This is a genomic window from Vibrio toranzoniae (assembly GCF_024347655.1).
GTDB lineage: Bacteria > Pseudomonadota > Gammaproteobacteria > Enterobacterales > Vibrionaceae > Vibrio > Vibrio toranzoniae.
The window spans coordinates 2,107,822-2,133,817 of sequence record NZ_AP025514.1; the positions used below are offsets into that span (position 1 = coordinate 2,107,822).

The following is a 25,996-nucleotide window of genomic DNA, read 5'->3' on the forward strand; positions in this document are numbered from 1 at the left end:
TGCCACTGGCGACTTTGTAGTAAACGATGCCAAATAGAGCTGCGAACACCAATACCGTAACGGCCACTTTCAACCAAATAAATTTCATGCTTTGCCCTTTTAGTTTTATGTACTGTTACACGCGACAAGTTAGCACAACAAAACATAACGTTGTGCAATGATTGATAGAACTTTGTAGTCAACCTTGATTCCCAGAGAGAACCTTTATGTCGGCAAAAGAAAGAAATCTACCTACCCATCGCATTTCAAGATTCAGTAAGTTTGCCTCGCTGGCGACAAGGGTTGCGGGCAACGTGCTAACGGAAGGCACCAAGCAAATTGCACAAGGCAACAGGCCCAAAGCAAAAGACTTACTGCTAACGCCACAAAACATTGCTCGCCTAACCGATCAACTCGCACACCTGCGCGGTGCAGCAATGAAGCTGGGACAAATGTTATCAATGGATGCAGGTGATGTCTTAGAGCCGGAGTTAGCCGACATTCTTTCTCGTCTGCGCTCCGATGCCGATCCGCTGCCAACCAAACAGCTCAATCAAGTGTTAGAGAGCGCGCTCGGGAAGCATTGGAAAACCGAATTCCTTTCCTTCAACTTTAAACCTATTGCCAGTGCGTCGATCGGACAAGTTCACCAAGCCTATAGCGATGCCGGGGACAAACTGGCCGTCAAAGTCCAATACCCAGGCATTCGAAAAAGCATCGACAGTGATGTCGACAACGTAGGCACACTGCTCAATATTGTTGGCTTGATACCAAAGTCGGTCGACTATAAAGGCTTGTTAGAAGAGGCAAAGAAACAGCTCCACGATGAAGCGGACTATGCTCGCGAGGCTGACTACGCGACTCGTTACCATGATGCATTAAAAGCGCATTCTCACTTCGTGGTACCTAAGATTCATCCGCAAGTCTCTTCAGAATCGGTGCTCGCCATGGATTTCATCGAAGGCGTCTCGATAGAACAAATAGAAAGTTACGACCAAAGTACCCGTGACTTTGTGATGCATAGCTTGCTTGAGCTTCTGTTCAGAGAGTTGTTCGATTTCAAAATGGTGCAAACCGACCCCAATTTTGCCAACTACCTCTACGTTGAAAGCACCCGACAGATTGGACTGCTAGACTTTGGAGCAACCCGTGAATACAGCGACCGCTTCAGCGAGGGTTATCGCTTAGCCTTTACCTCTGTGATCAATCTCGATGAACAAGGGCTCAACCAAGCGTTAGAGCAAATTGGATTCTTTAGCGAGACGATTCTCCCCGATCAACGCCAAGCGATTCTAAACCTAGTAAAGATGGCCTGTGAGCCGATGTTGGTTGACGAAGAGTACGATTTCAAAGCCAGTGGTTTGGCACAGCGACTTCGTGAAGCTGGCACCATATTGAGCATGGAGCAAGAGTATTGGCATACACCTCCCGCCGATGCGCTGTTCCTACACCGTAAAATCGGTGGCATGTACCTGTTAGCCGCTCGCCTTGGTGCGAAAGTGAACATCAGTCGTTTGGTCGCTCCATACCTCACCGCAGAGAGCAAAAGCACAACTAAAAACGTGAGGGAAAACGAATAGTGAAAACGACAGTAAATAATGAGCAAAGTGATCATTTCATGGCGCTCGAGAGTAATTACCATTACGCCAACTAAAATGAGCCAAACCTATGAAATATTCACTACTTTGCTTAACCGTATTGATTACCAGCCTAACAAGCTCTATCGTTTTTGCAGCGAGTTGCCCCGAGATACTTAATGGCAAACAACGCTTGTTAAACTCAACCGAAGAAATCGCCTTGTGTGATGAGTTTCAAGGCAAGACTCTCTTAGTAGTTAACACTGCGAGCCAGTGTGGCTTCACTCCTCAATTTGAGCAGCTCGAGCAGCTTCATCAAACCTACAAAGACCAAGGCTTCACGGTTATCGGCTTCCCAAGTAATGACTTTCGCCAAGATAGAGGAAGCGAGGAGAAGTCGGCCAAAATCTGTTACCTCGACTACGGTGTAACCTTTCCTATGATGGCTCGAGCATCACTATCTGGCAGTAGCGCTAACCCAGTGTTTGCAGAAATACAGCAGCAAGCAGGTGTGACGCCCAAATGGAATTTCTACAAATTCCTAATAAGCAAAGAAGGCAAAGTGGTGGCAACCTTCCCTAGCTCAACATCCCCCGTGAGCGCGACACTCAAAAATGCAATTGAGCAGCAGCTATGAGTTCTAATTACATGGCGACAACTCAACCCCGTAATACTTGGCCAAGGGCCCAATAGCTACCTTGACATAAGATGTCGGTTCTTATTTAGCGTCGTGTTAATGCACGCTATCGTGATGTTAACCTAGATCTGTGAGCCTTTAACCTAGGTGATGAGCTGCATCACCAACCTTGGCTCATCATCACCAAAGTAGTTTTCTTCTTGTGTGATAGTAGAGAACCCCATCGATGCATAGAGTGCACAAGCCGATGCATTATTTGGATCCACGGTGAGCATTACCTTGGAGTCTTGATCCAATTCAGCTATCGCCTGCTCCATCAATGAACGACCTATTCCCATTCCTCGATAGTGACTCTCAACGGCCAATGACAGAATCCAGTACTCTTGTGGTTTGTTCGTTGGTGTCATTAATACATAACCCGCAACCTGTAACTCCTGTTTCGCTACCAACAAGCCCTTTCCCCAGCAATCAAATGCCTGACGAAAGAAAACCAATGGATAAGCATGATCGCCAAACAAAGCATGTTCAAGCTGGTAAATATCAGCCAATTCTTGTTTTTCCGCACAAGTAATATTCATAGATAGACCTTAATCGATTTGACTACAACCACCCTTCAACTAAAGCCAACCAAGTTAGTAGTTTCACTCCTAATCAATGGCTGTACTTTGAAGCCTCAGGGTTGTTACGCGCGACTAATATATTCGTGACTTATATTAGGATCCAGCTTTTCACGACTATTAATTGCTTTACTAAAGCTTCACGAAAATGAGAAAGGAGCAACATCTACTTATTCATACCTCTTTCCATAGCTAACCTATAAATACGTTCTAATCCAAAAGGTTATACACAGAATTTTATTGTGGTTATTCGACTTTTATTCGCTTAACGAAACACTGAATAGCCCGAATGACATGCTTTTAGCTGATATGCGAACACTTGCCGAGCGTCAATTTATCAAGCAGAGTTTGAGGAATAACGATGACCGAGTATTTAATAAAGGCCACCAGCGTGATGAGACCAACAACAATTCCAAGAATAAAATCATGGACATCAACCAACACCAATCCCAAAATTTGATCACTCACTATCGCCACTAATGCAATGCTGACTGCGGTTACCCACTTGCTGTGTTCATAAGGTAATGGTTCCATCGTTTGACTGACAAAATACAGAAGCATGAGGCGCACAACATAAGTTGCGCAAAGAACCGCGACAACACCCCGCACACCATAAATAGGCGTCACTGTGAAATAACCAATGGCCGCCAAGATCGCACACCCACCTTGAATCCACATTTGCGATTGGCTTGAGTCACCGCTAAAACAACCTAGATTCAAATAATCACCTGCATTTTTGATAACGCTAATCGCAAGCAGCGCGACAACAATGGTCCCCGCGTAGTGATAACTGATCGGTAAAATGAGAGATATAAATCCGGGTACCGTTAGAATCATCAACGAACCTAAAACAATGGCGAGGTTCACTCCGACCAATGCCCTATCGGCGCACATCTTGCTGCCACCCGGCTGTTGAAGCATAGCGATACGGTTTGGAAACCACCAAAGCGCGTAAGGCTGTAGTAGCAAACCAAGAAGCAACGCAAACTTGCCACTGACCGCATAAACTGCTAACTCTTCAACGCCAACAAAGCTCGCCATCACCCAGCGGTCGAGTCCCAAGATCATATACATTGATGCCCCGCCAACCAAAACGGGCAGTCCAAATTTTAAGATCTTCGCGGAGTATTTGAAGCAACCAAAAGATCCCATCTCTTGCCATTGATAACGCACTAAACAAACCATTAGTAACACGCTAGATACCGCAGCTGAGATCAACACACCATCAATACCATATCCAGCCTCAAGTAAAACAAAAGTCATGATGGCTTGCACACTTGCCTTCAGTACATTGAGCATGCAAAAACGTTTCGCCATTGCGTTCATTCGCATTAAGGTCAGCGGGATAGAAATCGCACCATCGAGCATAGTAGGGATAAGCAGGAGTAGGATTTGGTACGGCTGGAACTCAACGTGCAGCATTAAGATTAACAACGGCATACTGAGGGCAATCAAAGCGCCCCCAAGCACGCACACTAAGACACTCAATGTGAAACAGTTTGAGATAAACTTTTTCTTTTCTTCGCCCTCAGCAACGCCAACATATCGATACATGGCCTCAACAATGCCGAAGCTAAAAAGTATCGTTCCGATGTCAGCCAACAAAACTATTGCTTCTAATGAACCGTATTCTGCCAACGTCATCTTATGGGTGATATAGGGAATCATTACGAGTGATATCCCTTTCATCATTAATATGCCGATGGCGTAATAAGCAGACTGCTTTAACGAACCCATAGTCGTTACCTATCCCTTACCAAGCTGGCATTAGGAAACTCTTACAGTCTCCAATTAGGTGTCGCAATGTGCGTTTGTGAGGTGACATGACCAAAGAACGGAAACTGTAGGCAACGGCCTGTCTGTTCTGTTGTAAACCTCGATAATAGTCAGCGTAGCCTTCTAATATTCTCGCTTTTGCGATTTTGAAGCTTGAAGTGGGTAGATTCCAACGCTCACTATCATTTTGGTAACGTTGAAGAATAGATTCTATAGACTGCAGGTTTCTCAGCTTAAGACTTTCAGTTTGAGTGACGGAACTCGCTCTCATCAAGTAGCCAACCTGCACTGAGTTAAACACACCAACCTGATGATTTTCACTCATTCGGAGCCACAGTTCCCAGTCTTCACCATATTTGATGTCTGCATTAAAACTGTCGGTTTGAGAAAACACCTCAGCCTTGACCATAACGGTCGAGGTCCCAATCACGTTGTTTTCGATGATGAACTCGAGAGGGTTTTCGATATTGATGAACAACTCGTCTTGATCTTGAAATTGTGACCAATAACTAAAACAGTCAACAATCACTTGGTAATCTTCAGTCAGGTGTTCGTAGTTAGTAAAACTCATCGCTAGATCGGGGAAGCGTTGATGAAATTCGAGTTGGCGCTCAATTTTCTCTGGAAACCAGAAGTCGTCCGCATCTAAAAATGCGATGTATTCTCCGGTCGCTTTTTCTATACCAAGATTTCTCGCTTGAGGTGCTCCAACGCCCAAAGTAGGTATAGTAATAATGCGTTCATCATCTATCGACGCGAGATACGTTGACGTTCCATCATTGCTATTATCATCGATAATGATCAACTCAACGTCGTGATATGTCTGTTTAAGCACACTGCCAATCGCTTTCGGAAGATAGCTTAAACAATTATAGGTCGGGATAATGACACTCACTTTAACCATGATGACGCTCTCATATTTACACGTTATACCACTAACGTTGCATGTTCTGTGCCGTACAGATCCAGTGAATAAATCACAATAATATCAGCCATCTAAGTACCGATTCGCAAAATGACGAAGAAGACAAATAGTAAATAAACTTACAATGTCAAATTGATTACCATTTTGAAAAGATGACGAGTATCCAGGTGATAGACCTCAGAAACAGAAATGGGATGAAGGCAAGCACAAGCGTTATCTCACAGAATAGAGAACCCAGCTTATTAGATTGGTGAATAGCCTTAATAAATAGATAGGAACAAAAAACCAAGCGTTACATTGAAGAAAACCGTAGCGCTTGGTTAGTTATGTTTTAATTATCGCCCCTTCTTAACCAGCTCGCAGAGCTAAGATTTCAGTAAGATCGTCAGTGTCTGAATATCGACTCAAGTTTTGCTCTTTAGAAGAAATCGCCACAATAGACATGCGGTCGGCCAGTTCGTTGCCTTCGATACCTACGTGACCATTAACATGGTGGATGGTAATTTGAGATGCGAGTTCTTGGTAAAGTGCATAAGCAGGCTTAATGATATCAAGGTTTTTGATCTCACCACCCGACTTGGTCCAACCCTTTTTCTCCCAACCTGATGCCCACTTAGTAATGCAGTCTATCGAGTATTTCGAGTCACAATAAATCGCAACTGACAAACCCGCTTGCCGCTTTTCTTTTGCAAGGATGAGTGCTTGCTTCAAACCTTGCAGTTCCGCGGTATTATTAGTACCCATTGGTTGATACAAGCCATACCACAACTCGGTTAGCTCATTCTTCAAGTAGACCGCTAAGCCTGTCCCCGCTTCACCAGGGTTTGGCTCACAAGCCCCATCGGTAAAGATCTTGATGTCAAAAGGCATTTCAGCGATTTGCTGCTCAGAAAGAGGCGGGACTTTCGCTTTTTTAGGCTTACCCGCAGCACTTGGCTTGGTCGATGTAGAAGCAGAACTAGATGCAGAAGATGCTTTACCACCGAAAGCAGACTCTGCTTCGCCTAGTGTTGGAAACGATTTATATCTCGCGCCTGCAAAGCCATCGACCTGAGCTTTACACTCGTTCCAAGTGGTAAAAATACCCGGTGTGCGACCTTTCCAAACCACATAATATTTCTTAGCCAAATTAACTCCTTACCAAACCTAAATACACGATACCCACACCTAAAATAATTCAGCTGTGGGGCAGTAATTATGCCTGATTAAGCAATCATTGCATGAAATACAGCGTGTGTTTTAAGAATATCTACGTTATCGACCAAGTATAGAGCGTTATTTCAAATCACAAACCTGACAACTTCTGATCAGGAACCTCTATGGGCTTCAAGGTCTTTTTTGAGTTTGGTCGTTAACTTTTGAACTTTAGGTAGGACTTGTTGCATTAACGACTGAGTCATGATCATTGACTCTGTCGTCACGGTTGGCATTTTTTTCAGAATGCTTTTTCCATGTTCTGTTTTGTAGAAATCGATCATTGCACCGAGCTCTTCTTCAGTGAATTGATTGCTGTAAATCGTTACAATTCCGGGCTCTAGCTTTTGCCAACTGACCTCTTCTTTCATCAACTCGTTCATACTTTGATAGTAATCATCAAAGATAGCTTGTTCTGACTCCGAAACCTCTAGATCTTTAGACATTTTAGCCATCATGCTATCCATTTGAACGTATACCGCGTCCAACGTGGAATCGACATCCATGATCTGAAGAAGCTCTTTTATCAGAGCTTGCCTGTTATCTTGTGCCGCTGATAATTGCAACGGTACGATTAGAAATAAAATTGCGAAAAATCTGTACATTTTGAGGTCCCTTTAGCTTTGCAAAATAGATGAAATATCTTATAAAACATCTCAACACATTGAATTATTTGCAAATTTACTCACTTTTAATCCATAAGTAAAACGAATTAAACGGTGCAAAATAATATAAACCCAATTGCATTTAAATGTAAGGAGTTTATTGGACAGATATGAAGACGACTAAGAGAGGAACAGAGCGCTTTTAAATAAAAGAACTACAAGAGAACTAGAGCCTAAGAACACTCGTTTCAAGTAATAACTCATACACTTGAAACGAGGATAACTAATGGCGTGACACGCCGTATCAATTGAGCTGCGTATTAATGAAAAAGGAAATCAACCGCGACAAGGTTGTAGAACAAGAACACCGCCATGCTGACGCCTATCGTTAACAGCACATTACCCGTTTTCCATATCAACAGTCCTGTCACCACCGCACCAATCAAGTACGGATTCTCTAGGCTTGGCCAAAATGTTTGTTCTGGTGCGAAAACAATTGGCCCCCAAATCGCAGTCAGAACCGCAGGGCTTGAGTAACGTAGCAAGCGTCGCGCTGTTTGGTTCAATCGAAGTGGAATGGCAGGCTCAAGAAACAGATACCGGCTAAAGAACACAATCACCGTCATGAGTAATATCGTTAACCAAATCATCTCTATTTCCCTTCCACTGCTGGCTTGTTGCCATTGTTTCGCTCTTGAAGCGACTCACTGAAAAAGCCCGCTAACATGCCAGCAATCGCTGCAATCATGAGTCCACCTTCAACGTTGTTGACCGCCATAGCAACCGAAGTAACCAATGAAACCACCACACACACGACAACAGGCAATGTTCTGATTAATGGAAAAACCAACGCAATAAAAGTCGCAGCTACCGCGAAGTCGAGACCGATTTCATTGAGTGACGGGATTTGGCTTCCTGCGACTATGCCAACGAAGCTTGCGATATTCCAAATTAGGTAAAAACCACCGCCCACACCCGCCGCGTACCAACGATTGAACTCTTGCTGAGATTGCCCACTGCATATAGCAAACAGTTCGTCAGTGAGCCAAAAGCCCAGCAATAAACGCCAGCGAGCCGGAAGATGACTGATTTTGTCTCGCATCGATACACTGTATAAAAAGTGCCTTGAGGTGATGAACAACGTGGTCAGCAACATAGTGCCAAGGCCAATGCCCGCTTTGAACATACCAGCAGCGACCAGTTGCGCCGAGCCTGCGAACAGAATCGCTGACATCGCTTGTGCTTGAAGCTGATTCAACCCGGCATCTATTGCGTATGAGCCCGCAAGAATCCCCCATGGGATCACAGCAATACTCAGCGGCATTCCAGCTAAAACGCCCTTCCATAACTGAGTACGCCTATCCATCTTTTGATTATCCATATTATTCTTTTCTCTCTTCACATTGGCTATTCAATGTAAAAACACCTGAGTGGGTTCGATTGTACAAACTTGCTCGATTTGAAGACCGAATTAACGAGTCCGATTTAGAGCATTTTGATGTATTGCCCCGGCGTGTAGCCATTGGCTTTTTTAAAGTGTCGATGAAAATGGCTTTGGTCATGAAAGCCACACTCTTGAGCGGTATCTGAAATCGTATGTCCTTGCTTCAATAACTTGCGAGAAAGCCTCAGCCGAGACTGGATCTGATACGCGTGTGGCGGAAGACCGAACTCTTTTTGGAAAGAACGCACTAAATGGAACGGGCTTAAAGCCGCCAGTTTAGACAACTCTTCTAAGGACACATCAGCTTGTGGAAAATCATCTAAGAACTCTTTCACCAAAACAAGCTGACGCTGAGTTTTGCCATCTAATTGAGGTTTAAGGCTTGATTTACCATGTCGACTAATCAGCTTAACCAACATCCCGTACATCAAGGTTTCACGTAACAAACGATTATCCGATTCATCAATCGCATTGAACACTAGCCTTAATTGGTTAGCGAGTTCAGGGTCTTCAACCACCGCTCTTGGAAAGTAAGGCGCGCCGTAATTGGGTAAGTTAAGCTCTTGAGTGATTTTGGCAAGTTGCTCAGGAAGTGGATACATGGCGCGATACGCCCAACCACCTTCAGTAGCAGAGTGTCCACTATGCACTTCATCGGCGTTTACCAAGATAATGGCATCTTGTGGTGCGACATGATGCCCGCCCGTTCGATAGAAACGTTGAGCACCCTGCTCAATAACACCAAGCGTGTAACCCTCGTGGCTATGGCGTGAGAAGTTCTGCTTTTCATATTCAGCATTCAGGATTTCAAGGCCACCGAGTTCTTCTGTGATCTTATATTCGGCCTTTTCTTTAGAACGTTTCTTGTTCTCCATAACAATTCCCAAGCCTGTTAAGTATCGAGCGACTTATCAGTCTACTCTATAGGCTCTTTCAACTTTTGTACAAAATTGCGCATTTGGTCATTAACACAGTTTTTTATAGTGGGCTTAGAGTGCTCGATAACCACTTCTGATTAGGAGAGAGCTTGATATAAGTGGTTGACGAAAAATTGGCAAATCAGAGAGTCAATCAGGCCCATCGTTTTATACATTTATGCCTTAGTTCACATCGATGTGCATCCGCATTGATAAATATTAACAAGTAGTTAACTATCTACAGCCATTATTACTATAAGGAAATAAAAATGAAATGGATATTCGTTGCATTCGTCAGTGTGTTCTCTGCACTCACATACGCCAAAGATTGGCAGCAAATTCGCTTTACTGTTGAGGGAGCCTACCCACCGTTCAGTTGGACAACACAGGACGGAAAACTAGAGGGATTTGAGGTCGATTTAGCCAACGCGCTTTGTATCGAATTAGGGGTAAAGTGCATCATCTCCAAAACAGATTGGGACGGTATTATCCCTTCACTATTGAGTCGTAAGAACGATGCGATAATTGCCGCCATGACGATTACCGAAGAGCGTGAAAAGAAAGTTAACTTCACCATTCCATACGCCAAAGTCCCAACTCGTTTCGTGATGAAGAAAGATCGAGAGATCAATATGAGTGACGACAGCTTGAATGACCTAACTATCGGAGTTCAACGTGCAACAATTGGTGATAAGTACCTTTCTGAGATATACCCGGATATAGATATTCGCCGCTACGGTACCTTCGATGAAGCATTTACAGACTTGTTGAATGGTCGTCTCGATACTGTGTTTGGTGGTTCAATAGGACTAAATGCTGGTTTCCTTGAAACAGAACAAGGCAAGGATTACCACTTTACAGGCCCTAAGTTCACAGAAGAGAAATGGTTTGGTCGTGGTATTGGTGTAGCAGTCAGAAAGCAAGATAACGAACTAAAAGACCTTATTGATAGTGGCATACAAAAGCTTATCGACAATGGTCAACATCAAAAAATCGCGAGTAAATATTTTACATACAGTATTTACGATTAGAAGGATAACATTCAAGTAATGCAAAAATGGTTGATTGCACTTCTTGATTGGCTTTGAATAGATAGTATCGTAGAAGCTAAAGATAGCAAAAAGCCGCTTATAAAAGCGGCTTTTTATATGCTGCTTACAAATGGGGCGTCAACCATGATTCGAGTACATCTAAATTGATTGCCACTGAACTAGAATCCACTGCGGTCAAGGAGCCTAAGATCAGCTGAATTAAAAAATTTCGATTAATACACCGTTCACTCTATCTAATGGTAAATAGTATATGTTAGAGGTAATCAATTTTATTCTTCATATAGTGTATAAAGTCATTAATAGGCTTGAAATTTCTATTTTTATTCCAAACAAGAAAAAGATCAAATGAGGTATCATGTTCAAAAGGTATTATTATTATATCCTTATGATTATCCTTGATTGATTTCTTAGGAAGGATAGTGAATCCGGTATTGGAAGACACTAAAGTAATTATTGTTTCTATATCAGTTTTAATAAATCTTTTTTTATATTCGCAACTACTTATAGCATTCATAATATCACGGTTCATTTGAGATTTCCCACTATCATTTATTAATAATAGATCTTCATTTTTTAAATAAAAATCAATAGATTCTCCTTGTAATAAACCCTTCGGTAATACAAAAACCAATTCATCACTAGATATTTTAATCGAATCTAGATCCTGTGATATTGGTTTCCTCATAAAACCAATATCTAAAAGTCCTGAAATTAACTGCTCTTCTTGTTTGAAAGATGGTAGATCATATAAAGTTATAGAGATTTTTTTATTAAATTCTCTTAAATAGTTCGGTAACATATCTTTTGAAGATGTACCAAAGCCAACATGTAATGAGGCTGCACTTTTCTCGGAAATTTGTGAAATATACCCTTCAAGTTTTATAGCATGATCTATAAAAGTATTTATTTCATCAATTAATTTTTTTCCGTCATCGGAAAGATCAACACCACTTGAGTTCCTAATGAAAACTTCAATACCATGAAAGTCTTCAAAGCTTTTAATCTGCTTTGAAAGAGCTGGTTGAGAGATACAAAGTTCATTAGCAGCTAAACGATAACTCTTAAGAATTGATAGCGTTTTAATTGAGTAAAGATGCTTTAAATTCAGCCTCATAAACATTAATTATCCACGTTTAATTTTGTTAACTATACTTTATCATCACTCTGGATATGATAACAAGAATAAATTGACACACTTTATTTAACAATTAATATATAAATACTCCATTATTACTTTAATAAATAGAGTGCATTATGTAACTTAAAACACCTAAATTATAAGTTAGATCATTAAATAAAAGGATATAAATGAGTAAAGAAAGAACCTATCTAGCCAATGCGTATGATTCCCTACTAATAAAATCACAACTTCTTCCGCAATACATAGTCACCAATATAAAGTTTATCATTTTCCTATTGTTAGTCCCACTTACGACTTAACTCATTACCATGTCGGTAATGAACGGCTGATGATTCAAAGCCGCGATCCCCAACAATCGTTGTAATAGCTATGGGATCGTTCACAATAATATTCGGATTTGTAATAACTTCATGCAATAACTATATCTTTGACCAATGCTTATCTGTCGCAAAACTTAATAACGAAATACCAGATCCCATTTATCTCAATGCAACAAACGCACTTTAGTATCATGGGGAATCACAGTACTGATAGGAGTAAAATATTGGTTTGATAGGAGTCTGATAGCAAAAAACCGCTCATAAGAGCGGCTTTTTTAAGGTGATGCTTGCAGGATAAGTCAGCATAACTCGAACCAAACATCAAAGACTTATAATACTATTTGCAGTATAAGTTCGCATAACATTGCATCGAAAGTCTGCAAATTTGAACAACGACTAAGATTCAACGTAGTAAAATTACCACGCTCCATTTCATCCTCTAGCAGACATAATCGACATGTGTGTAACAAACTTTTGGACAATTCCGAGTTACGACCCATTGAGTACTCTGTCTTAACGGATAATTTCTGGTATAGCAAAAATTTGCCAAATCAAATTTTAGTTAAGGATCATATCTCGTTGACTAGCTTCTACCAAATTATCAAATTCTGATACTCGTGCCAAAAATGCGGTTTTCTGGATACTAGGAAGCGACTTCGCGATAGGCAAATCGGCTTTCATCGCATCGACAGGACGATTGCGAACTAAAACTTCAAAGTGTAAATGTGGCCCGGTTGAACGCCCCGTATTACCAGAAAGGGCAACTTTTCGCCCACGTTTTACAAGTTGACCTTTTTTTACTAAGACTTTATTCAAGTGAAGGTAACGCGTTTATACACGCTGTTGTGTTCAATCACTAAATAGTTACCAGCATAAGGGTGTTTACGAACCGCAATCACTTTTCCATCCCCTGTAGAATAGACCGGCGCACCGATTGGTGTCGCGAAATCCGTTCCGTTATGTGGCGCGATTCTTCCCGTTACTGGATGTTTACGCTTAGGATTAAACCCAGAGGTGATTCGGCGGTATGCCTTATCGACAGGATAGCGGTTAAACGCTCGCTCCAAGCTGTTGCCTTCTCTATCATAGAACCGTCCATCCTCAGCCAAAAATGCCCCGACTTCACCCTTCGCTAACTTAAAAGAAATCGCCTTAATCTCACTGTTGCCTGTGCTGTGTTCACCTAAATATTGCTGTTTCACTAATATATCGAAACGGTCACCGACTCTAAGAGTTCGAGCAAAATCAATCTTATCTTTCATTACGCGAGTAATATTTGCGACTTGGCCAGATGTCAATCCCACTCGATGTGCCGAAATAGAAAAGCTCCCGTTGATTTTTCCCGAAAACAGGGTCTCACGCCATTGTCCTGAAATCTCCTGAAATTCGTAAGAGAAGGAACCATCGTTTCCTCTGGTGTAGATAGCTTTTTCTACAAGACTCAAATGATAAATTAGCTGACTCAGTTGCCCCATATCATCCACCACCAATTCAAGCTCTTCTCCAGGCTGAATCATATCTAGTTGGAGGTGGTCAAGATCAACCGAGAGAACTTGCAGTAAAGTACTATAAGGGACACCCAACTGAGCGAAAATACCACTGAGCGTGTCTCCAACTTTAACTATATAGCCTATCCGTTTAGATTGAGGAAACGGTGTCAAACTGATATCAGATGCGGCCGTCATCTCTGAAGATGGTGGATGCAACGTATTAACGCTTTGATTGAGCTGAACGCTGTGACTATCTTGATTTGGCTCATCCTCGGTAGGTAGAAGCCAAGCGACCGAAAAACAAAGTACAGCAACGATTAAAACAATAAATCTAAATTGACCCATGAGAAACTAAATATCAACACCTGTTCTATTTTGTTATGTTATATCATATCTTATTTTAATTTTACTCAGTTTTGTCAGCGTTTATTCAATTTATTCGATTGGCTTAGAACACACCTCAATCAACTCATTCTCTTTGAAAAGGCTCAACAATGAACAAGCTTAATTCAGTACTTATCGTTGCAGGAACACACGGAAACGAGCTTTCCGGTATCTATTTACATAAACTAATCAAAGAAAAACGTTACTCTGTCGAGAGATCAACTTTTTCTGCCGATTCGATCATCACCAACTCCGAAGCGGTAAAACGCAACGTTCGTTACATCGATACCGACTTAAATCGCGAGTTCTCAGTAACGAATAGCAAATGTTGCTCCGATTTGCATGAAAGCAAGATTGCACATCAATTCATTGATCAATACGCAAACCAAGAAAAACCGTTGATTGTTGACCTGCACAATACAACAAGCAATATGGGAGCGACGTTGATTCTACTTTCTAACGATGTATTCTATCGGAAATTGGGGGCGTACGTTAAACAGCGAATGCCGTCGGCACATATCCTTTTCGAAGAGCGAAAAGAATGGCAAGAGCAACCTTACCTTTGTACTGCTGGGCAATATGGGATAATGATTGAAGTAGGAGCACAAGCACATGGTGCGCTAAAGTACGAGACCGTAAAGTTGATGAAACAGATGCTTACCGCAGTATTGGACTATGTTGAAAAACACAACCTCAACCAAATAGGCTTACTGAGCGAGTATGACGCCTTTTTTTACACCGAAGAAATCAAGATTCCACTTGACCAAGAGGGTATGCGACAAGCCTTAGTGCATCCAACTATTTGTGGCAGAGATTTTGAGGCGGTCAAACCAGGAGCTCCAATTTTAGCGACTTTCGCTGGTTACGATATTCATTGGAATGGACAAGGGGATATTTACCCGCACTTTATCAATGAGAGCGCCTACAGCAAAGCCAACATTGCAATGGCTCTCGCAGAACAACGTCGTGTTTCTCTTGTATAACTCCAAGATGCATCAGGGCTGTTCTTGACTGTAGGTAGCGCCAACAAATTGAGTCTATTGGGACGGTTATTGAGCAACACCACAAATATGTAAGATAAGTAAGGCCATGTAAGCAATACTGTTTTAAACGTTCTTGCCTACATAGTCAAATTACAATATTGGAGAAATGCCGTAATATTGCCCACCAATAAGTGTGAACCCTAGTATCATCAGCAATACACCACTGATGAATTGTAGAAAATAGCCTGCATTAGCCCAATTTGCTTTGTTATTCCCTTTCGATGGGGTCAAATAACGCTTGACCCATTGCTTACTGGTTAAGGTCATTACCGCAATGATGGATGTTGTAAATGCGGTACCTATCGCCATGACTATCGCGCTAGCAACACCCATCCAGTACAACCCAACCATATTGGCAAATAGCAACACCATAATGGCGCCTGTACAAGGACGAACCCCAATACTTGCAACAATGCCTACATACTCTCGCCAGGTTGCAGCATTGTTGATCGCTTGTGCACTTGCTACATGCTGATGTCCGCATCCACAACTTTCCAGAGTAGCTCTATGTGGATTGGTCAATGCAATCGGCGTTCGCAGAGTCGAAGAATAAACAACGGATTTTTTGTCGAGATGCAATTGTTTTGAAGAAGCTCTCATCGTGAGTGGCGTCATACGGACGAACTTAATTTTCGCAGGTCTCATCGTACGGTAAAGCTGCTTGGCGGCTTTCCAACAGATTGAACATCCAAGCATTACCACTAATGCAAAACTCAATGAAACAAAAAAATTTGTTTGTTGATTAACGACTCGCATTGAGGCATTGAAGCCCCATAACAGAATACTCACCAGCACAATCGCCACTAGTGCCTGACAAAATGCAGAGAGGATGGTTAAGACCAAGCTGGTTTTGACTTTTGTGGGATGGGTCGCTAAGTAAGTCGTGACAATCACTTTACCATGCCCGGGGCCTAACGAATGAAGCAATCCATACAGAAAACTCACACCAACCAAATAACCTCCGGCCAGCCACGGTTGAGTTTGTGCCTCGTATAATAAAGCTGCAAGTTCGCTATTCACTTCCCGTTGCCACTGTAAACTCGCTATTATCAGCGAAGGCCACGCTAGCCAGAATTGATACACACCGCTCAACACCAAGGCACAAGCCAAAAAAGAAAAAAGATAGCGGCGTCGGTTCCGCGTTAAACGGTTCATTTCATTACGCTGTGAATGTGAATTCATCAGTTTCATTCCTACCTCTGATAATTTATTTAGGGGGCACTTGTGCAGTGGAGGTTCACTGTTTGAGTAAAGAGTTGACCCAACGCATAATCAGGATCTGCATCTGCTGGGAGAGACATCGCGTAGCTCACTTGCTCTGGCGTTGGATTGGGCTGTGCCAGACTCAATCGGCATTGCCGCGAAAGCTCGTCAGACAATTGAATATCGCTGACAGATGTCCAAGCCATATCAACGTAGTAACTCCGGTCAAAAATTAGTAAGCGTAATGAATCGCTTGTAACGGGTTGAGGCTTGGAAAGTGGTAACTCAAAGCTCAGCATTAACTTTGCTCGATTACGCGTCAGCTTTTCGCTGTGCGCGACACTATATTTGACAGGTGTATCCCCATCATAAAAATAAGTGAAGTAATGCTCATACAACATATTATCCAGTACCGAGGCGGCTAACTTGCGCAGTGTCTTCTGCGCATAATTAGGCGACATACCTTCACCATCAAGCATGTAGGCGGATGTCATCGGGTCAAAAGTCCACTCCATCTTAAAACCCGTAATCATCCCATCGCGGCCTTGGATGTATGTTTTCATCTCAACCCATGAGTGAGGATGAGCCAGAACTGTACAGGCAAAAAATGCGGTGACTAATCCTAGCCCGATACGGTGACATAAGTACCGTAAGCGCAACTCTAAAAGAAACCCCATTAACGTATTTAGATGGTTAGGCATGGTGGGTAGCAAGATTGTTTTTTCTTCTCGATCATGATGCCTTCTCCAAACATCGAAATAATCTATCTTCAAATTGATCATCTAGACCGGAAGAGATCAGTTCAAGGCGGCTTTCTGAACACTCGTCTAACTCAAACTCTGTGAGTCCATCTGATGTTAGGTTGTAACCAAAAATACCGCTTCCCGTGATAAAAACCGCTTTCATTCGTTCGACCTTGAGGTCGAGCAGCAACAGTCTCAGCTTTTGATGATCGAACACTTTCTCAGCGGAGATACGCCAACCAATACTGTAGAAACCTTCCCCCTCATTGGTTGCTTTTAGAATACCGCTATCGGGCATAGGCAACTCAGGAACAAGTGACTTTTTCTCTCGTTCACGATAAAGAACAGAGGGCTTTTTTTGCACGTCAATATAAGTCGCTCCCTCAAATTCATGAAAAGGGATAGCGCCATGTTCAGCAAAAATCACTTTTGTTTCCCGCGGACCGAGCTTAGCTATATAAGTCGTCAGCTTTAGCTCATCTCCATCTTGATAGAGATCGCGCTTATTTCCTACCACTGTATCTGCGATAGCGATTTGCTGGTTAAACGTTTCATGCTCAGTGTACTTAGGATCCGATAGTTTACGTGCATCGACTAAAGTAATGTTTTTTTGCAAAGCGAGAATTTGACGATAGTACTCGGTCGATAGCACTTGCAGGACTTCTTTAGGATGCCCAAGGCCTGTAGGCTCAATCAACAATCGATCTGGCCTTGCTTCAGACAATAATTGATTTAAGACGATTTGCATCGGAAGACCTGCTGCACAGCACATACACCCTCCGGGGACCTCTCGGATAAACACTTGGTCTTGTTTTTTTTTTTGGCCTTGTAACAAGCTGCCATCAATACCAACTTCGCCAAATTCATTGACCAATACAGCCCAACGTTCATGACTTGGTTTATGGGCCAATAAGTGCATTATTGCCGATGTTTTCCCCACCCCGAGAAAGCCAGTGATGATGTTAGTAGGCACTCGCGAAATCAGAGGCTTATTAAAGTTCATTGGCAATTCTCCGATAGCCTTGGACTAGTTCATGGTTGGCAGAAACGACGGATTCGGAAAAAGCTGAATATTCTGGTGGCACTTTAGAGATACTATCTAAATCAAAACCGACACCAATGTTGGTCATCGGCGGCACATGGAAACAAGCGGGTAAATCGAGGCCATCAACGACACAGTTATGACGAATAACGCACCTCTCACCGATGACGCTATTGAACACAACGGAGTTGAAGCCAATGAAAACATCATCACAAACCTGGCAAGGACCATGAATAATCGAACGATGAGCGATGGATGAGCGCTCACCAATTGTCACCGCAGCCCCTGCCTTAGAATGAATCACGACACCATCTTGGATATTGGTATCACATTTGATCACGATAGCTTCCATGTCTCCATGGTTATTAACTTCGTCAGCTCGGATAACTGCATACGGCCCAATAAAAACGTTATCCTCAATAATGACTTTGCCACAGATAATAGCGGTTGGATCAATAAAGGCTGTTGAGGACACCTGCGGCATATGGCCTGTTGGGTTTCTTCTTAACATAATACTTCCAGTTTGTTCATTGTTCTTTCTTTGTGGTAAGCCACTTAACTTAACGACTGAAGGATAAACGCATCGCTGCGGCTGGTTTATCGATGACTTTGTTATTGGCATAAACTAGCGCGCCATTGACCCAAGTCTTTTGAATTTGAGCTGAAAATTCATGTCCAGAAAAAGGCGACCAGCCACAGTGATATAAACTGTTTTCGTGGCTAACTAGTGTTGGGGTATGAGCATCAACTAACACCAAATCAGCGTAGTAACCTTCGCGAATAAAGCCTCTGCCTTGAATGCCATAGCGAATGGCTGGATTGTGCGCTGTTTTTTCGACTACTTGAGTCAAACTCATATGGCCCAAACGGACATGATCGAAGAGTGTAAGTAACGCATGCTGAACTAACGGCAACCCCGCTGGCGCCTGCTCGTAAGGCACTTGTTTTTCTTGCCAAGTATGAGGCGCGTGATCTGTTGCAATGATATCTATTTGACCTGTATTTAATGCTGCCAATAGCGCGTCACGGTCATTAGGGGATTTGATTGAGGGATTGCATTTGATCAGGTTACCGAGCTGCGCATAATCATTGCTACTGAACCAGAGATGATGGACACAAGCCTCCGCGGTGATTGATTTGTCTCGAATATCACCCGCGTCAAACAGCGCCAGCTCCTTCGCCGTTGTGATGTGCAGCACATGCAGTTGATTGTGGTATTTTTTGGCAAGTTCTACCGCATAAGAAGATGAGGCGTAACACGCCTCTTCGTCACGCAAAATGGGATGCTCTTCGATGGTGAACTCTGACTTATTAAGTCGTTGCTTTTGATGATTTTGTTTAATAACAGCCCCACTTTCGCAGTGAGTCACAATGAGTACTGGAGAGTCACGAAAAATGGACTCTAACGCTTGCGGGTCTTCGACCAGCAAATTTCCCGTCGATGCCCCCATAAACACTTTCACACCACAATGCTGTTCAGGGTTAAGTTGTTTAATTTGTTCTAGATTGTCTTCGGTCGCACCAAGGTAGAAAGAATAATTCGCAAACGAGCTGTCTTTAGCGAGAGCAAACTTGCGTTCTAACGCTTCAATAGTCGTGGTGGCAGGACTAACATTGGGCATTTCCATATAGCTTGTGATACCACCTGCTAACGCTGCGCGAGATTCGCTTGCAATTGTGCCTTTATGTGTCAGCCCAGGCTCTCGGAAATGCACTTGATCGTCAATCATGCCTGGCAGTAAATAAGCCCCTTTCGCATCAATTACAATATCTCCGTGTTGTTTACAGATTCCAGGAGCGATTTTGTCAATTGTTTGGCCGACAATGCGTAGGTCTGTCTCAGTAATAGCACCTTCGTTAACCAATCGAGCGTTTTTAATCAATGTTGCTGACATAATTCATTCTTTAAATAGTTTGAAAAGTTGACCAAGACTCGGTGAGCTTGTGACGTAATAAATAGAGATTGTGTGCCCGTCTCATGGGAGGGACTTTGCGCAGTCGTCACAAACACAGGAAATCTCAAATTGTGGGCTTAGAACGGTGAAGCCTTCTTGCCTTGCGTTCGCACACACGCTGGACACAACATTTGCTTCAACCGCTATTTCACTGACCTTTCCACACTGAGAGCAAATCAAAAACTGAGGAACTCCATGATCATAGTCGCACTCGATTTGAGAACAAACGACGTATTTACTAGATGTATTGAGCTTATGGACAAAGTGCTCTGCTTCTAAAAAGTCCAATATTCTATAAACCGACATTGCTTGGATGTTTTGGGCAAAGTTATCATTACAGTAATCAACCAGTTCGTAGGCAGAAAGCGGCTTCTTCGCGTCTAGCAGCGCAGTAAGTATCAATTTACGTTTTGTAGTGAGCTGTTTGCCTCGAGTTAGGCAGATTTTTTCTGCCTGAGCCATAATGCTAGCTACTGTTGTTTGCTTTCTCATATCTTTAGATGAAGTCCAATGTGAGTAGTAAGCGACGTTTATGCTCACCAACAGATGGAGAGCGATGCACAAGCCCAGTGGCTTCATTGCCTTCCCAACCACTGCCTTTGAGTAAGGCCACGTCGCCTGATTGCACTCGTTGTATAAACTTTTCCGAGCTGTATAACCCCGACAGGTGATCGGGCTGCCCAAGGCTACCTGAGCCCAGCTTGGTACGATCAATCACGTCGTTAGTCAGCCACTCCGTCGCTCGGCCGGTATAAGTGGTGACCAGTCTGCAAGGCACGCGATCAAAGTGAAATTTCGGGCACATCGGGCTGTCTAGGCGAGTTAGCCTCAAACCTGCTTCTTTAACATCAAACAAACAGCAGAACATATCGACGATTAAAGCAACATCTTCACTCAGCGCATCAGCACACGCATAGCCCTCTAACTTGCATCGTACCCATTGTGCAGCATCATCTGGCGTGACACTTTGTACCAGTGCCAAACGAGGCTCCTGAGACAGCATCAGATCAATGTCCTTCGTCAGCTCTTTCGAGAGCGTTCGCTGCCATATGGCAATATTGTGTTCTGGTCTGTAGATGTCGCTAAGTATGTGCGCTGATGTTGATATCGCTATCGATGATGCTCTTTGGACAGTGGCCGGGTCCTCTACGATCTCAATGCTCATACCTCTTCCTCCCAAGCACTAAAAGGATCCGGTAAGGTTTGCCACAATATTTTACCTGCAAGCAGTTCTTCCTCTGTCAGCTGACATTGATCAAGTGCTTCAATCATGGCTGCTTTGTCTAGGCCTTGACCAATAAATACAAGTTCTTGTCGCATATCACCAAATGGTTCGACCCAATTATCTTCTATGGCTTTGAGGTATTCAGGGTCAGTCGGCCATTGTTCTTTCGGGATCGCTTTCCAAAACATTCCGGCAAAACCGTAATGAGCAATACCGCCCGCTTGATTCAACTGCCCGGCAAACTCAGGGCGAGAAGCCAACCAGAAATATCCTTTTGAGCGGATCAGTTTTCCAAATTGAGTCGTGCTGTGTAGAAACTGATAAAATTTTTCAGGGTGAAATGGACGTCGTGCCTGATAGCTAAAACTGCTGATGCCATACTCTTCGGTCTCCGGAACGTGTTCACCTCGCAGTTCTTTTAGCCAACCTGGGGCTTGTTGTGCGCGTTCGAAATTAAATAAGCCCGTATCCAATACATCAGAGATATCCACCTGCCCATTTTGTATTGCAATAATTCGAGCATGTGTATTCAGCGTTCTCAAAATAGCTTTCAAACGCTCGACCTCTTCCGTTTGAGCGAGATCGGTTTTACTGATCACAATGACATCCGCAAACTCAACTTGGTCTATCAATAAGTCAGAAACACTGCGATGGTCTTCTTCACCTAAATGCTCGCCAGTCTCTTGAAGAGATTGCGCGGCTTCGTAGTCACGCAAAAAGTTCACTGAGTCTACAACTGTCACCATGGTATCTAATGTGGCGACATCAGACAGTGATACGCCATTTTCGTCAGCAAAAGTAAAGGTTTCTGCCACGGGGAGTGGCTCAGAAATACCTGTAGATTCGATCACGAGATTATCGAAGCGGCCTTCTTGGGCCAGTTTGGTCACTTCTATCAACAAATCTTCTCGCAGCGTGCAGCAAATACAGCCATTACTCATTTCCACCAATTTTTCTTCTTTGTGATTGAGCGATACTTCGTTTTTCACCGTCGCGGAATCAATATTGATTTCACTCATATCGTTGACAATCACCGCGACTCGCTTGCCTTCGCGATTATTCAGAATATGACTCAGCACGGTCGTTTTTCCTGCCCCAAGAAAGCCGGAAAGTACAGTCACAGTTATTTTTTTCTGACTCATTTTGCTCACTCCAAAGTTGATATTATTATTTTATGTTTCTTGTCGACGTTCTTTGCTTGCTCGCAACTTATGTCGGACGCTCCAAATAGTGCTCGATAAAATAAATAACCCAGTTGCGATACAAACCATTGTTGGCCCTGTCGGGGTATCTAGAAGATAAGAGGCGCGTAGACCAATCACACTGGCACTACTGCCAATCAGCGCAGCAAGTATCACCATCATTTCAGGCGTTTGACTAAATGGCCGAGCCGTTGCTGCTGGAATGATAAGCATGGCGACAATCAGCAATACGCCCACCACTTTAATGGCCACGGCGACCACTACGGCAAGCGCGATAGTCAGAATCAGTTGCTCTCGTTTTGGTGAAAAACCACTCGCCAATGCAAGATCTTTATTTAGCGTCGATAGAAGAAACCCAGACCAACGCAATCGAATCAAGCCAATCACTAATACCGTGCCTGTCCAGATAATCAGTAAATCCGCTTTGCTTACGGCCAGAATGTCGCCAAACAAGTAGGCCATCAAATCCATTCGAATGCCGGAGAGAAAAGAAACAGCCACCAGGCCAAACGCTAGTGCCGAATGCGCCATTACCCCTAACAGCGTATCCATCGCGAACCCTCGACCAGTGAACGAAGTAACCGTGATAGCCATGAGTAACGCAATAAACAATACGCCTGGGAATATCGGAAGTGAAAAAGAGAGCGACAATGCGACGCCTAGCATGGAAGCATGAGCTGTTGCATCACCGAAGTAAGCCATGCGGCGCCAAACAATAAAGCATCCTAAAGGCGCCGCTGCCAACGTTACACCAACACCAGCTAAACCTGCGCGCCAAAGAAAATCATCCAACATGTGATGAACCTCTGCGAGAATTGTGTGCGACGTTCTGATGTCGATAAACACCAAGGACATCATCATCGTCTAGGCCAAAAAGTGCTTTGTATTCTGGAGATTGGCTAACCGTTTCCGGAATGCCTTCACAACATACTCGACCGTTTAAACAGATAACTCGGTCGGTTCGTTTCATCACCACATGCAGATCATGGCTGACCATAATTACAGCACAGCCGCTCTCCTGACGAATTGCATCGATTTGTTGATAAAATCCCACAGTTCCTCGTTGGTCGAGCCCTTGAGTCGCTTCATCAAGCAGCAATAGTGATGGTTCTTCTAGCAATGCACGAGCTAGTAAAACTCGTTGCAATTGTCCGCCGGATAAGGACATCAGTTGCTGTTTCTCCAACCTTTCAACACCTGCCCGCCTTAACGCTTCCTGAATAGCCAGTTTTGAATGACGCAATGGTAGTGTTAAAAATCGATTCACCGTCATCGGCAAAGTTTCATCAATGTGAAGTCTTTGTGGTACGTAGCCTATCTTCAAGTTATCAGCACGCATCACGTGACCACTCGTTGGAAGCACCGACCCAATTAAGGTTTTTAATAACGTTGATTTCCCAGAACCATTGGGCCCTACAATCGTTACGATTTCGCCCTGATTAACCGACATGTTGACCCGATCTAAAATCAGGTGTTGCCCAAACCTGACAGACAACGCTTGTGAAGAAATCAACATCTACTTTCTCTCATTTGGGGGTTACTACTAGCTGCGCGATAAATTCTTAAACAGCAAAGTAAAGATTTTTAAATTAATAGATATGTTATAACATAACATTTGAATTTTTCAATATGTACCATGTTTGATTAAAAGTAATCAGGAGAACATCATGCTCAAACAAGCCTTATCTGGCATTGGCATCGCTTTAGCAGCTGCCTCTCAGACTTATGCTCAAGTCCCGAAAGTGGCCGTAGACATCGCACCGTTACATTCTCTAGTGACACAAGTAATGGATGGTGTGGGTGAACCCGACTTGCTTATTCGTCCAGAAGCATCACCTCATGACTATCATCTACGTCCATCAGAAGCCAAAGCCCTTTCACAGGCAGACGTCGTGTTTTGGGTTGGAGAAGGGCTAACACCTTGGTTAGAAAAACCACTTTCAAGCCTAGCAAGTTCAGCGACGAAGGTTGAAATGATGGAAGTCGAAGGAACCACACTGTATGGCTTCCGAGAAGGTGCAACATTTGAAGCACATTCACATAGCGAAGAGGGACACGAAGAACATCACAAGCATGAACACAAGGAACGTGAAGAAAGTGAAGTTCATCATCAACATGAAGAACATGACCATGACGCACATCATGACCACCATCACGGTAAATATGACCCGCACGCTTGGCTAGATCCGAAAAATGCTGAAGTTTGGGTAGAAGCCATAGCTGGTGCACTGTCAAACGCTGATGCTGAAAATGCGCCTATTTACACGGAGAATGCAAAAGTGGCTATCTCTCGCCTACGTTCTCTAAGCGAAGATATCAGACAACAAGCTCAATCAATCAACGGTATTAAGTTCATTGTATTTCATGATGCATACCAATATTTTGAGCAGCGATTCCAATTGTTAGCCACTGGAGCCATCTCTATTTCTGATGCATCTAAACCAAGTCCGGCACGCGTTTCAGAGATTCGCCAAACAGTGAAAGATTTAGGAGTAACATGTGTGTTTACCGAACCACAATACAACCCTGAGCTGGTCAACGCGGTATTTGAAAATTCAACTGTGAACACGATAGGTAAAATGGATCCTATTGGTGCAAACATCGCTCCAGGTAAAGAGCAATACTACTCTTTGCTGGTGGCGATGATAAGTAGCCTTAAGCAATGTCATCATTGATAGAGCATTCGGAATTCTTTGATACCGCATTATTTTCAACGATATCAATATCTTCTACTCGAAACAATTACCACCTTCAGGAGAAGGTGGTTTACCCCCCTTACGAGAGCTATTTGTTGAGCACAGAAACTGTTTACTTTATCAGTGTACTCGGGGGCAGTGAGCTGCACCAGCAGGGCTGGGCACTTCAATTGGATAAATATGAGTAGGGTAAACTCTGATTAACAAAATATAAATGAGTAAAAGCTCTAACGCATAAAGGGGCATTTTTGATTCAGAATAATTTGTGCAGCAGCCTGTTGCACAAATTGGGAAACAGCCTGTTTCACAAATAAATCTCATGATGGTTTCATGCGTTCTAAACACGTCTTGGGGCAGAAGTGTTTTGGGATAATTGTGCAACAAGCTGTTGCACAATTGGAGCAGGTGGGAGCTTTTGCAGAATCAGCAACAACTGAACTTTTTCATCGCTCAGTCAAATATTGCAAATTTGACAACAATTCAACTGCGAGGAGTTCTTATGAGTTGGAAAGCAACTGAGAAGGATTTCTTCCTAGTAGCCAGCACGAAATGGGGCAAAAGCTTGTAGTAATAAAGGTCACGAAAACACTCCATGCTCTAAACGGCCGATCAAATTGAGTACAGCCTTGGTGTCTTCGGCTGTCGAAAGCATATCAATTGGTCGTTTGTTGCCAAGCCCTCGAGCTGGGTGCTTAAGCCAGTGATTAGCAGCTGCGTCACTCCCAAACAGTGCTAACGTAGCCTGAAATACTTTATCAAAATTCTTTTTGGCTTCTTTATTCACCTTAAACTCCACCTAAATTTATGTGATAAGTCTTATACACCATAC

At 43.1% G+C, this 25,996-nt stretch carries 25 protein-coding genes and 2 pseudogenes; 5 read left to right on the top strand and 22 right to left on the bottom strand.

All coding sequences use genetic code 11. The annotated features are described in order from the left end of the window. Positions 1-206: 206 nt before the first annotated feature. A complete protein-coding gene (locus tag OCU50_RS09370) occupies positions 207-1,559 on the top strand; it encodes an ABC1 kinase family protein (RefSeq protein ID WP_060468096.1) in 1,353 nt (450 codons plus the stop codon). Positions 1,560-1,647: 88 nt separating this feature from the next. Continuing rightward, positions 1,648-2,193, top strand: coding sequence for a glutathione peroxidase (locus OCU50_RS09375; protein ID WP_060468097.1), 546 nt, complete (start codon positions 1,648-1,650; stop codon positions 2,191-2,193). 143 nt (positions 2,194-2,336) lie between these two features. Here OCU50_RS09375 and OCU50_RS09380 read toward each other — a convergent pair whose 3' ends face one another. The 8 genes from OCU50_RS09380 to OCU50_RS09415 all read right to left on the bottom strand — a co-directional run bounded on the left by OCU50_RS09380 (position 2,337) and on the right by OCU50_RS09415 (position 9,629). After that, positions 2,337-2,771: a GNAT family N-acetyltransferase gene (locus OCU50_RS09380; RefSeq protein ID WP_060468098.1), complete on the bottom strand. Its 435-nt coding sequence runs from the start codon at positions 2,769-2,771 to the stop codon at positions 2,337-2,339. 339 nt (positions 2,772-3,110) lie between these two features. Further along, positions 3,111-4,547 carry a lipopolysaccharide biosynthesis protein gene (locus OCU50_RS09385; RefSeq protein WP_060468099.1) on the bottom strand — a complete coding sequence of 479 codons (1,437 nt, stop codon included), beginning with the start codon at positions 4,545-4,547 and terminating at the stop codon, positions 3,111-3,113. 16 nt (positions 4,548-4,563) lie between these two features. Beyond that, positions 4,564-5,490, bottom strand: a complete 927-nt coding sequence (locus OCU50_RS09390; protein ID WP_060468100.1) for a glycosyltransferase family 2 protein — start codon at positions 5,488-5,490, stop codon at positions 4,564-4,566. Positions 5,491-5,859: 369 nt separating this feature from the next. Then, the gene (locus OCU50_RS09395) at positions 5,860-6,639 is read right to left on the bottom strand and encodes a ribonuclease H1 domain-containing protein (RefSeq protein ID WP_060468101.1); all 780 of its coding nucleotides are present in this window, start codon (positions 6,637-6,639) and stop codon (positions 5,860-5,862) included. 179 nt (positions 6,640-6,818) lie between these two features. Continuing rightward, entirely contained in the window at positions 6,819-7,310 is a 492-nt protein-coding gene (locus tag OCU50_RS09400; protein WP_060468102.1) for a DUF2059 domain-containing protein, read from the bottom strand. A 320-nt stretch (positions 7,311-7,630) separates the two neighbouring features. Next, a complete protein-coding gene (locus OCU50_RS09405; RefSeq protein ID WP_060468103.1) occupies positions 7,631-7,960 on the bottom strand; it encodes an AzlD domain-containing protein in 330 nt (109 codons plus the stop codon). A 2-nt stretch (positions 7,961-7,962) separates the two neighbouring features. Beyond that, the gene (locus OCU50_RS09410; RefSeq protein WP_060468104.1) at positions 7,963-8,691 is read right to left on the bottom strand and encodes an AzlC family ABC transporter permease; all 729 of its coding nucleotides are present in this window, start codon (positions 8,689-8,691) and stop codon (positions 7,963-7,965) included. Positions 8,692-8,795: 104 nt separating this feature from the next. Next, the gene (locus tag OCU50_RS09415) at positions 8,796-9,629 is read right to left on the bottom strand and encodes an AraC family transcriptional regulator (protein ID WP_017631022.1); all 834 of its coding nucleotides are present in this window, start codon (positions 9,627-9,629) and stop codon (positions 8,796-8,798) included. A gap of 311 nt (positions 9,630-9,940) precedes the next feature. Between OCU50_RS09415 and OCU50_RS09420 the strand changes: the two genes are divergently transcribed. Next, complete coding sequence (locus OCU50_RS09420; RefSeq protein ID WP_017056974.1) at positions 9,941-10,702, top strand: transporter substrate-binding domain-containing protein; 762 nt, start codon at positions 9,941-9,943, stop codon at positions 10,700-10,702. 274 nt (positions 10,703-10,976) lie between these two features. Here OCU50_RS09420 and OCU50_RS09425 read toward each other — a convergent pair whose 3' ends face one another. The 3 genes and pseudogenes from OCU50_RS09425 to OCU50_RS09435 all read right to left on the bottom strand — a co-directional run bounded on the left by OCU50_RS09425 (position 10,977) and on the right by OCU50_RS09435 (position 14,019). Then, positions 10,977-11,843: a LysR family transcriptional regulator gene (locus OCU50_RS09425; RefSeq protein WP_060468105.1), complete on the bottom strand. Its 867-nt coding sequence runs from the start codon at positions 11,841-11,843 to the stop codon at positions 10,977-10,979. A gap of 183 nt (positions 11,844-12,026) precedes the next feature. Then, positions 12,027-12,280, bottom strand: a pseudogene (locus OCU50_RS09430) (CatB-related O-acetyltransferase); the annotation flags it as partial. Positions 12,281-12,742: 462 nt separating this feature from the next. Further along, positions 12,743-14,019, bottom strand: a pseudogene (locus OCU50_RS09435) (peptidoglycan DD-metalloendopeptidase family protein). A 149-nt stretch (positions 14,020-14,168) separates the two neighbouring features. On the opposite strand from OCU50_RS09435, the gene OCU50_RS09440 reads away from it, so the two are divergent. After that, entirely contained in the window at positions 14,169-15,041 is an 873-nt protein-coding gene (locus OCU50_RS09440) for an aspartoacylase (RefSeq protein WP_060468106.1), read from the top strand. A gap of 150 nt (positions 15,042-15,191) precedes the next feature. Here the strand turns inward: OCU50_RS09440 and OCU50_RS09445 are convergent, their stop codons facing one another. The 10 genes from OCU50_RS09445 to OCU50_RS09490 form a co-directional block, all read right to left on the bottom strand. Then, positions 15,192-16,283 (bottom strand): nickel/cobalt transporter, encoded by a 1,092-nt coding sequence (locus tag OCU50_RS09445; protein WP_370736480.1) that lies wholly within the window; start codon positions 16,281-16,283, stop codon positions 15,192-15,194. Between the two features lie 29 nt (positions 16,284-16,312). Further along, on the bottom strand, positions 16,313-16,867 hold the full coding sequence (locus OCU50_RS09450) for a DUF1007 family protein (RefSeq protein ID WP_060468107.1): 555 nt from the start codon (positions 16,865-16,867) through the stop codon (positions 16,313-16,315). 169 nt (positions 16,868-17,036) lie between these two features. Beyond that, the gene (locus OCU50_RS09455; protein ID WP_060468108.1) at positions 17,037-18,050 is read right to left on the bottom strand and encodes a CobW family GTP-binding protein; all 1,014 of its coding nucleotides are present in this window, start codon (positions 18,048-18,050) and stop codon (positions 17,037-17,039) included. Then, positions 18,040-18,600, bottom strand: a complete 561-nt coding sequence (locus OCU50_RS09460) for an LbetaH domain-containing protein (RefSeq protein ID WP_060468109.1) — start codon at positions 18,598-18,600, stop codon at positions 18,040-18,042. Before OCU50_RS09460 ends, OCU50_RS09455 begins: the two co-directional genes overlap by 11 nt. A gap of 49 nt (positions 18,601-18,649) precedes the next feature. Continuing rightward, entirely contained in the window at positions 18,650-19,984 is a 1,335-nt protein-coding gene (locus tag OCU50_RS09465) for a dihydroorotase (RefSeq protein WP_060468110.1), read from the bottom strand. 81 nt (positions 19,985-20,065) lie between these two features. After that, positions 20,066-20,536 carry a Fur family transcriptional regulator gene (locus OCU50_RS09470; RefSeq protein WP_060468111.1) on the bottom strand — a complete coding sequence of 157 codons (471 nt, stop codon included), beginning with the start codon at positions 20,534-20,536 and terminating at the stop codon, positions 20,066-20,068. Positions 20,537-20,540: 4 nt separating this feature from the next. Then, positions 20,541-21,209 carry a DUF1826 domain-containing protein gene (locus OCU50_RS09475; RefSeq protein WP_060468112.1) on the bottom strand — a complete coding sequence of 223 codons (669 nt, stop codon included), beginning with the start codon at positions 21,207-21,209 and terminating at the stop codon, positions 20,541-20,543. Then, on the bottom strand, positions 21,206-22,411 hold the full coding sequence (gene zigA, locus OCU50_RS09480) for a zinc metallochaperone GTPase ZigA (protein ID WP_060468113.1): 1,206 nt from the start codon (positions 22,409-22,411) through the stop codon (positions 21,206-21,208). Before zigA ends, OCU50_RS09475 begins: the two co-directional genes overlap by 4 nt. 30 nt (positions 22,412-22,441) lie before the next feature. Next, entirely contained in the window at positions 22,442-23,266 is an 825-nt protein-coding gene (locus tag OCU50_RS09485) for a metal ABC transporter permease (protein ID WP_060468114.1), read from the bottom strand. Then, positions 23,256-23,987, bottom strand: coding sequence for an ATP-binding cassette domain-containing protein (locus OCU50_RS09490; protein WP_060468115.1), 732 nt, complete (start codon positions 23,985-23,987; stop codon positions 23,256-23,258). The genes OCU50_RS09485 and OCU50_RS09490 overlap by 11 nt, the downstream gene beginning before the upstream one ends. A gap of 151 nt (positions 23,988-24,138) precedes the next feature. On the opposite strand from OCU50_RS09490, the gene OCU50_RS09495 reads away from it, so the two are divergent. Then, positions 24,139-25,146 carry a zinc ABC transporter substrate-binding protein gene (locus OCU50_RS09495; protein WP_060468116.1) on the top strand — a complete coding sequence of 336 codons (1,008 nt, stop codon included), beginning with the start codon at positions 24,139-24,141 and terminating at the stop codon, positions 25,144-25,146. 598 nt (positions 25,147-25,744) lie between these two features. On the opposite strand, the gene OCU50_RS09500 is transcribed toward OCU50_RS09495, so the two are convergent. Continuing rightward, positions 25,745-25,951 carry an antitoxin Xre/MbcA/ParS toxin-binding domain-containing protein gene (locus OCU50_RS09500; RefSeq protein ID WP_060468117.1) on the bottom strand — a complete coding sequence of 69 codons (207 nt, stop codon included), beginning with the start codon at positions 25,949-25,951 and terminating at the stop codon, positions 25,745-25,747. Positions 25,952-25,996: the final 45 nt, after the last annotated feature.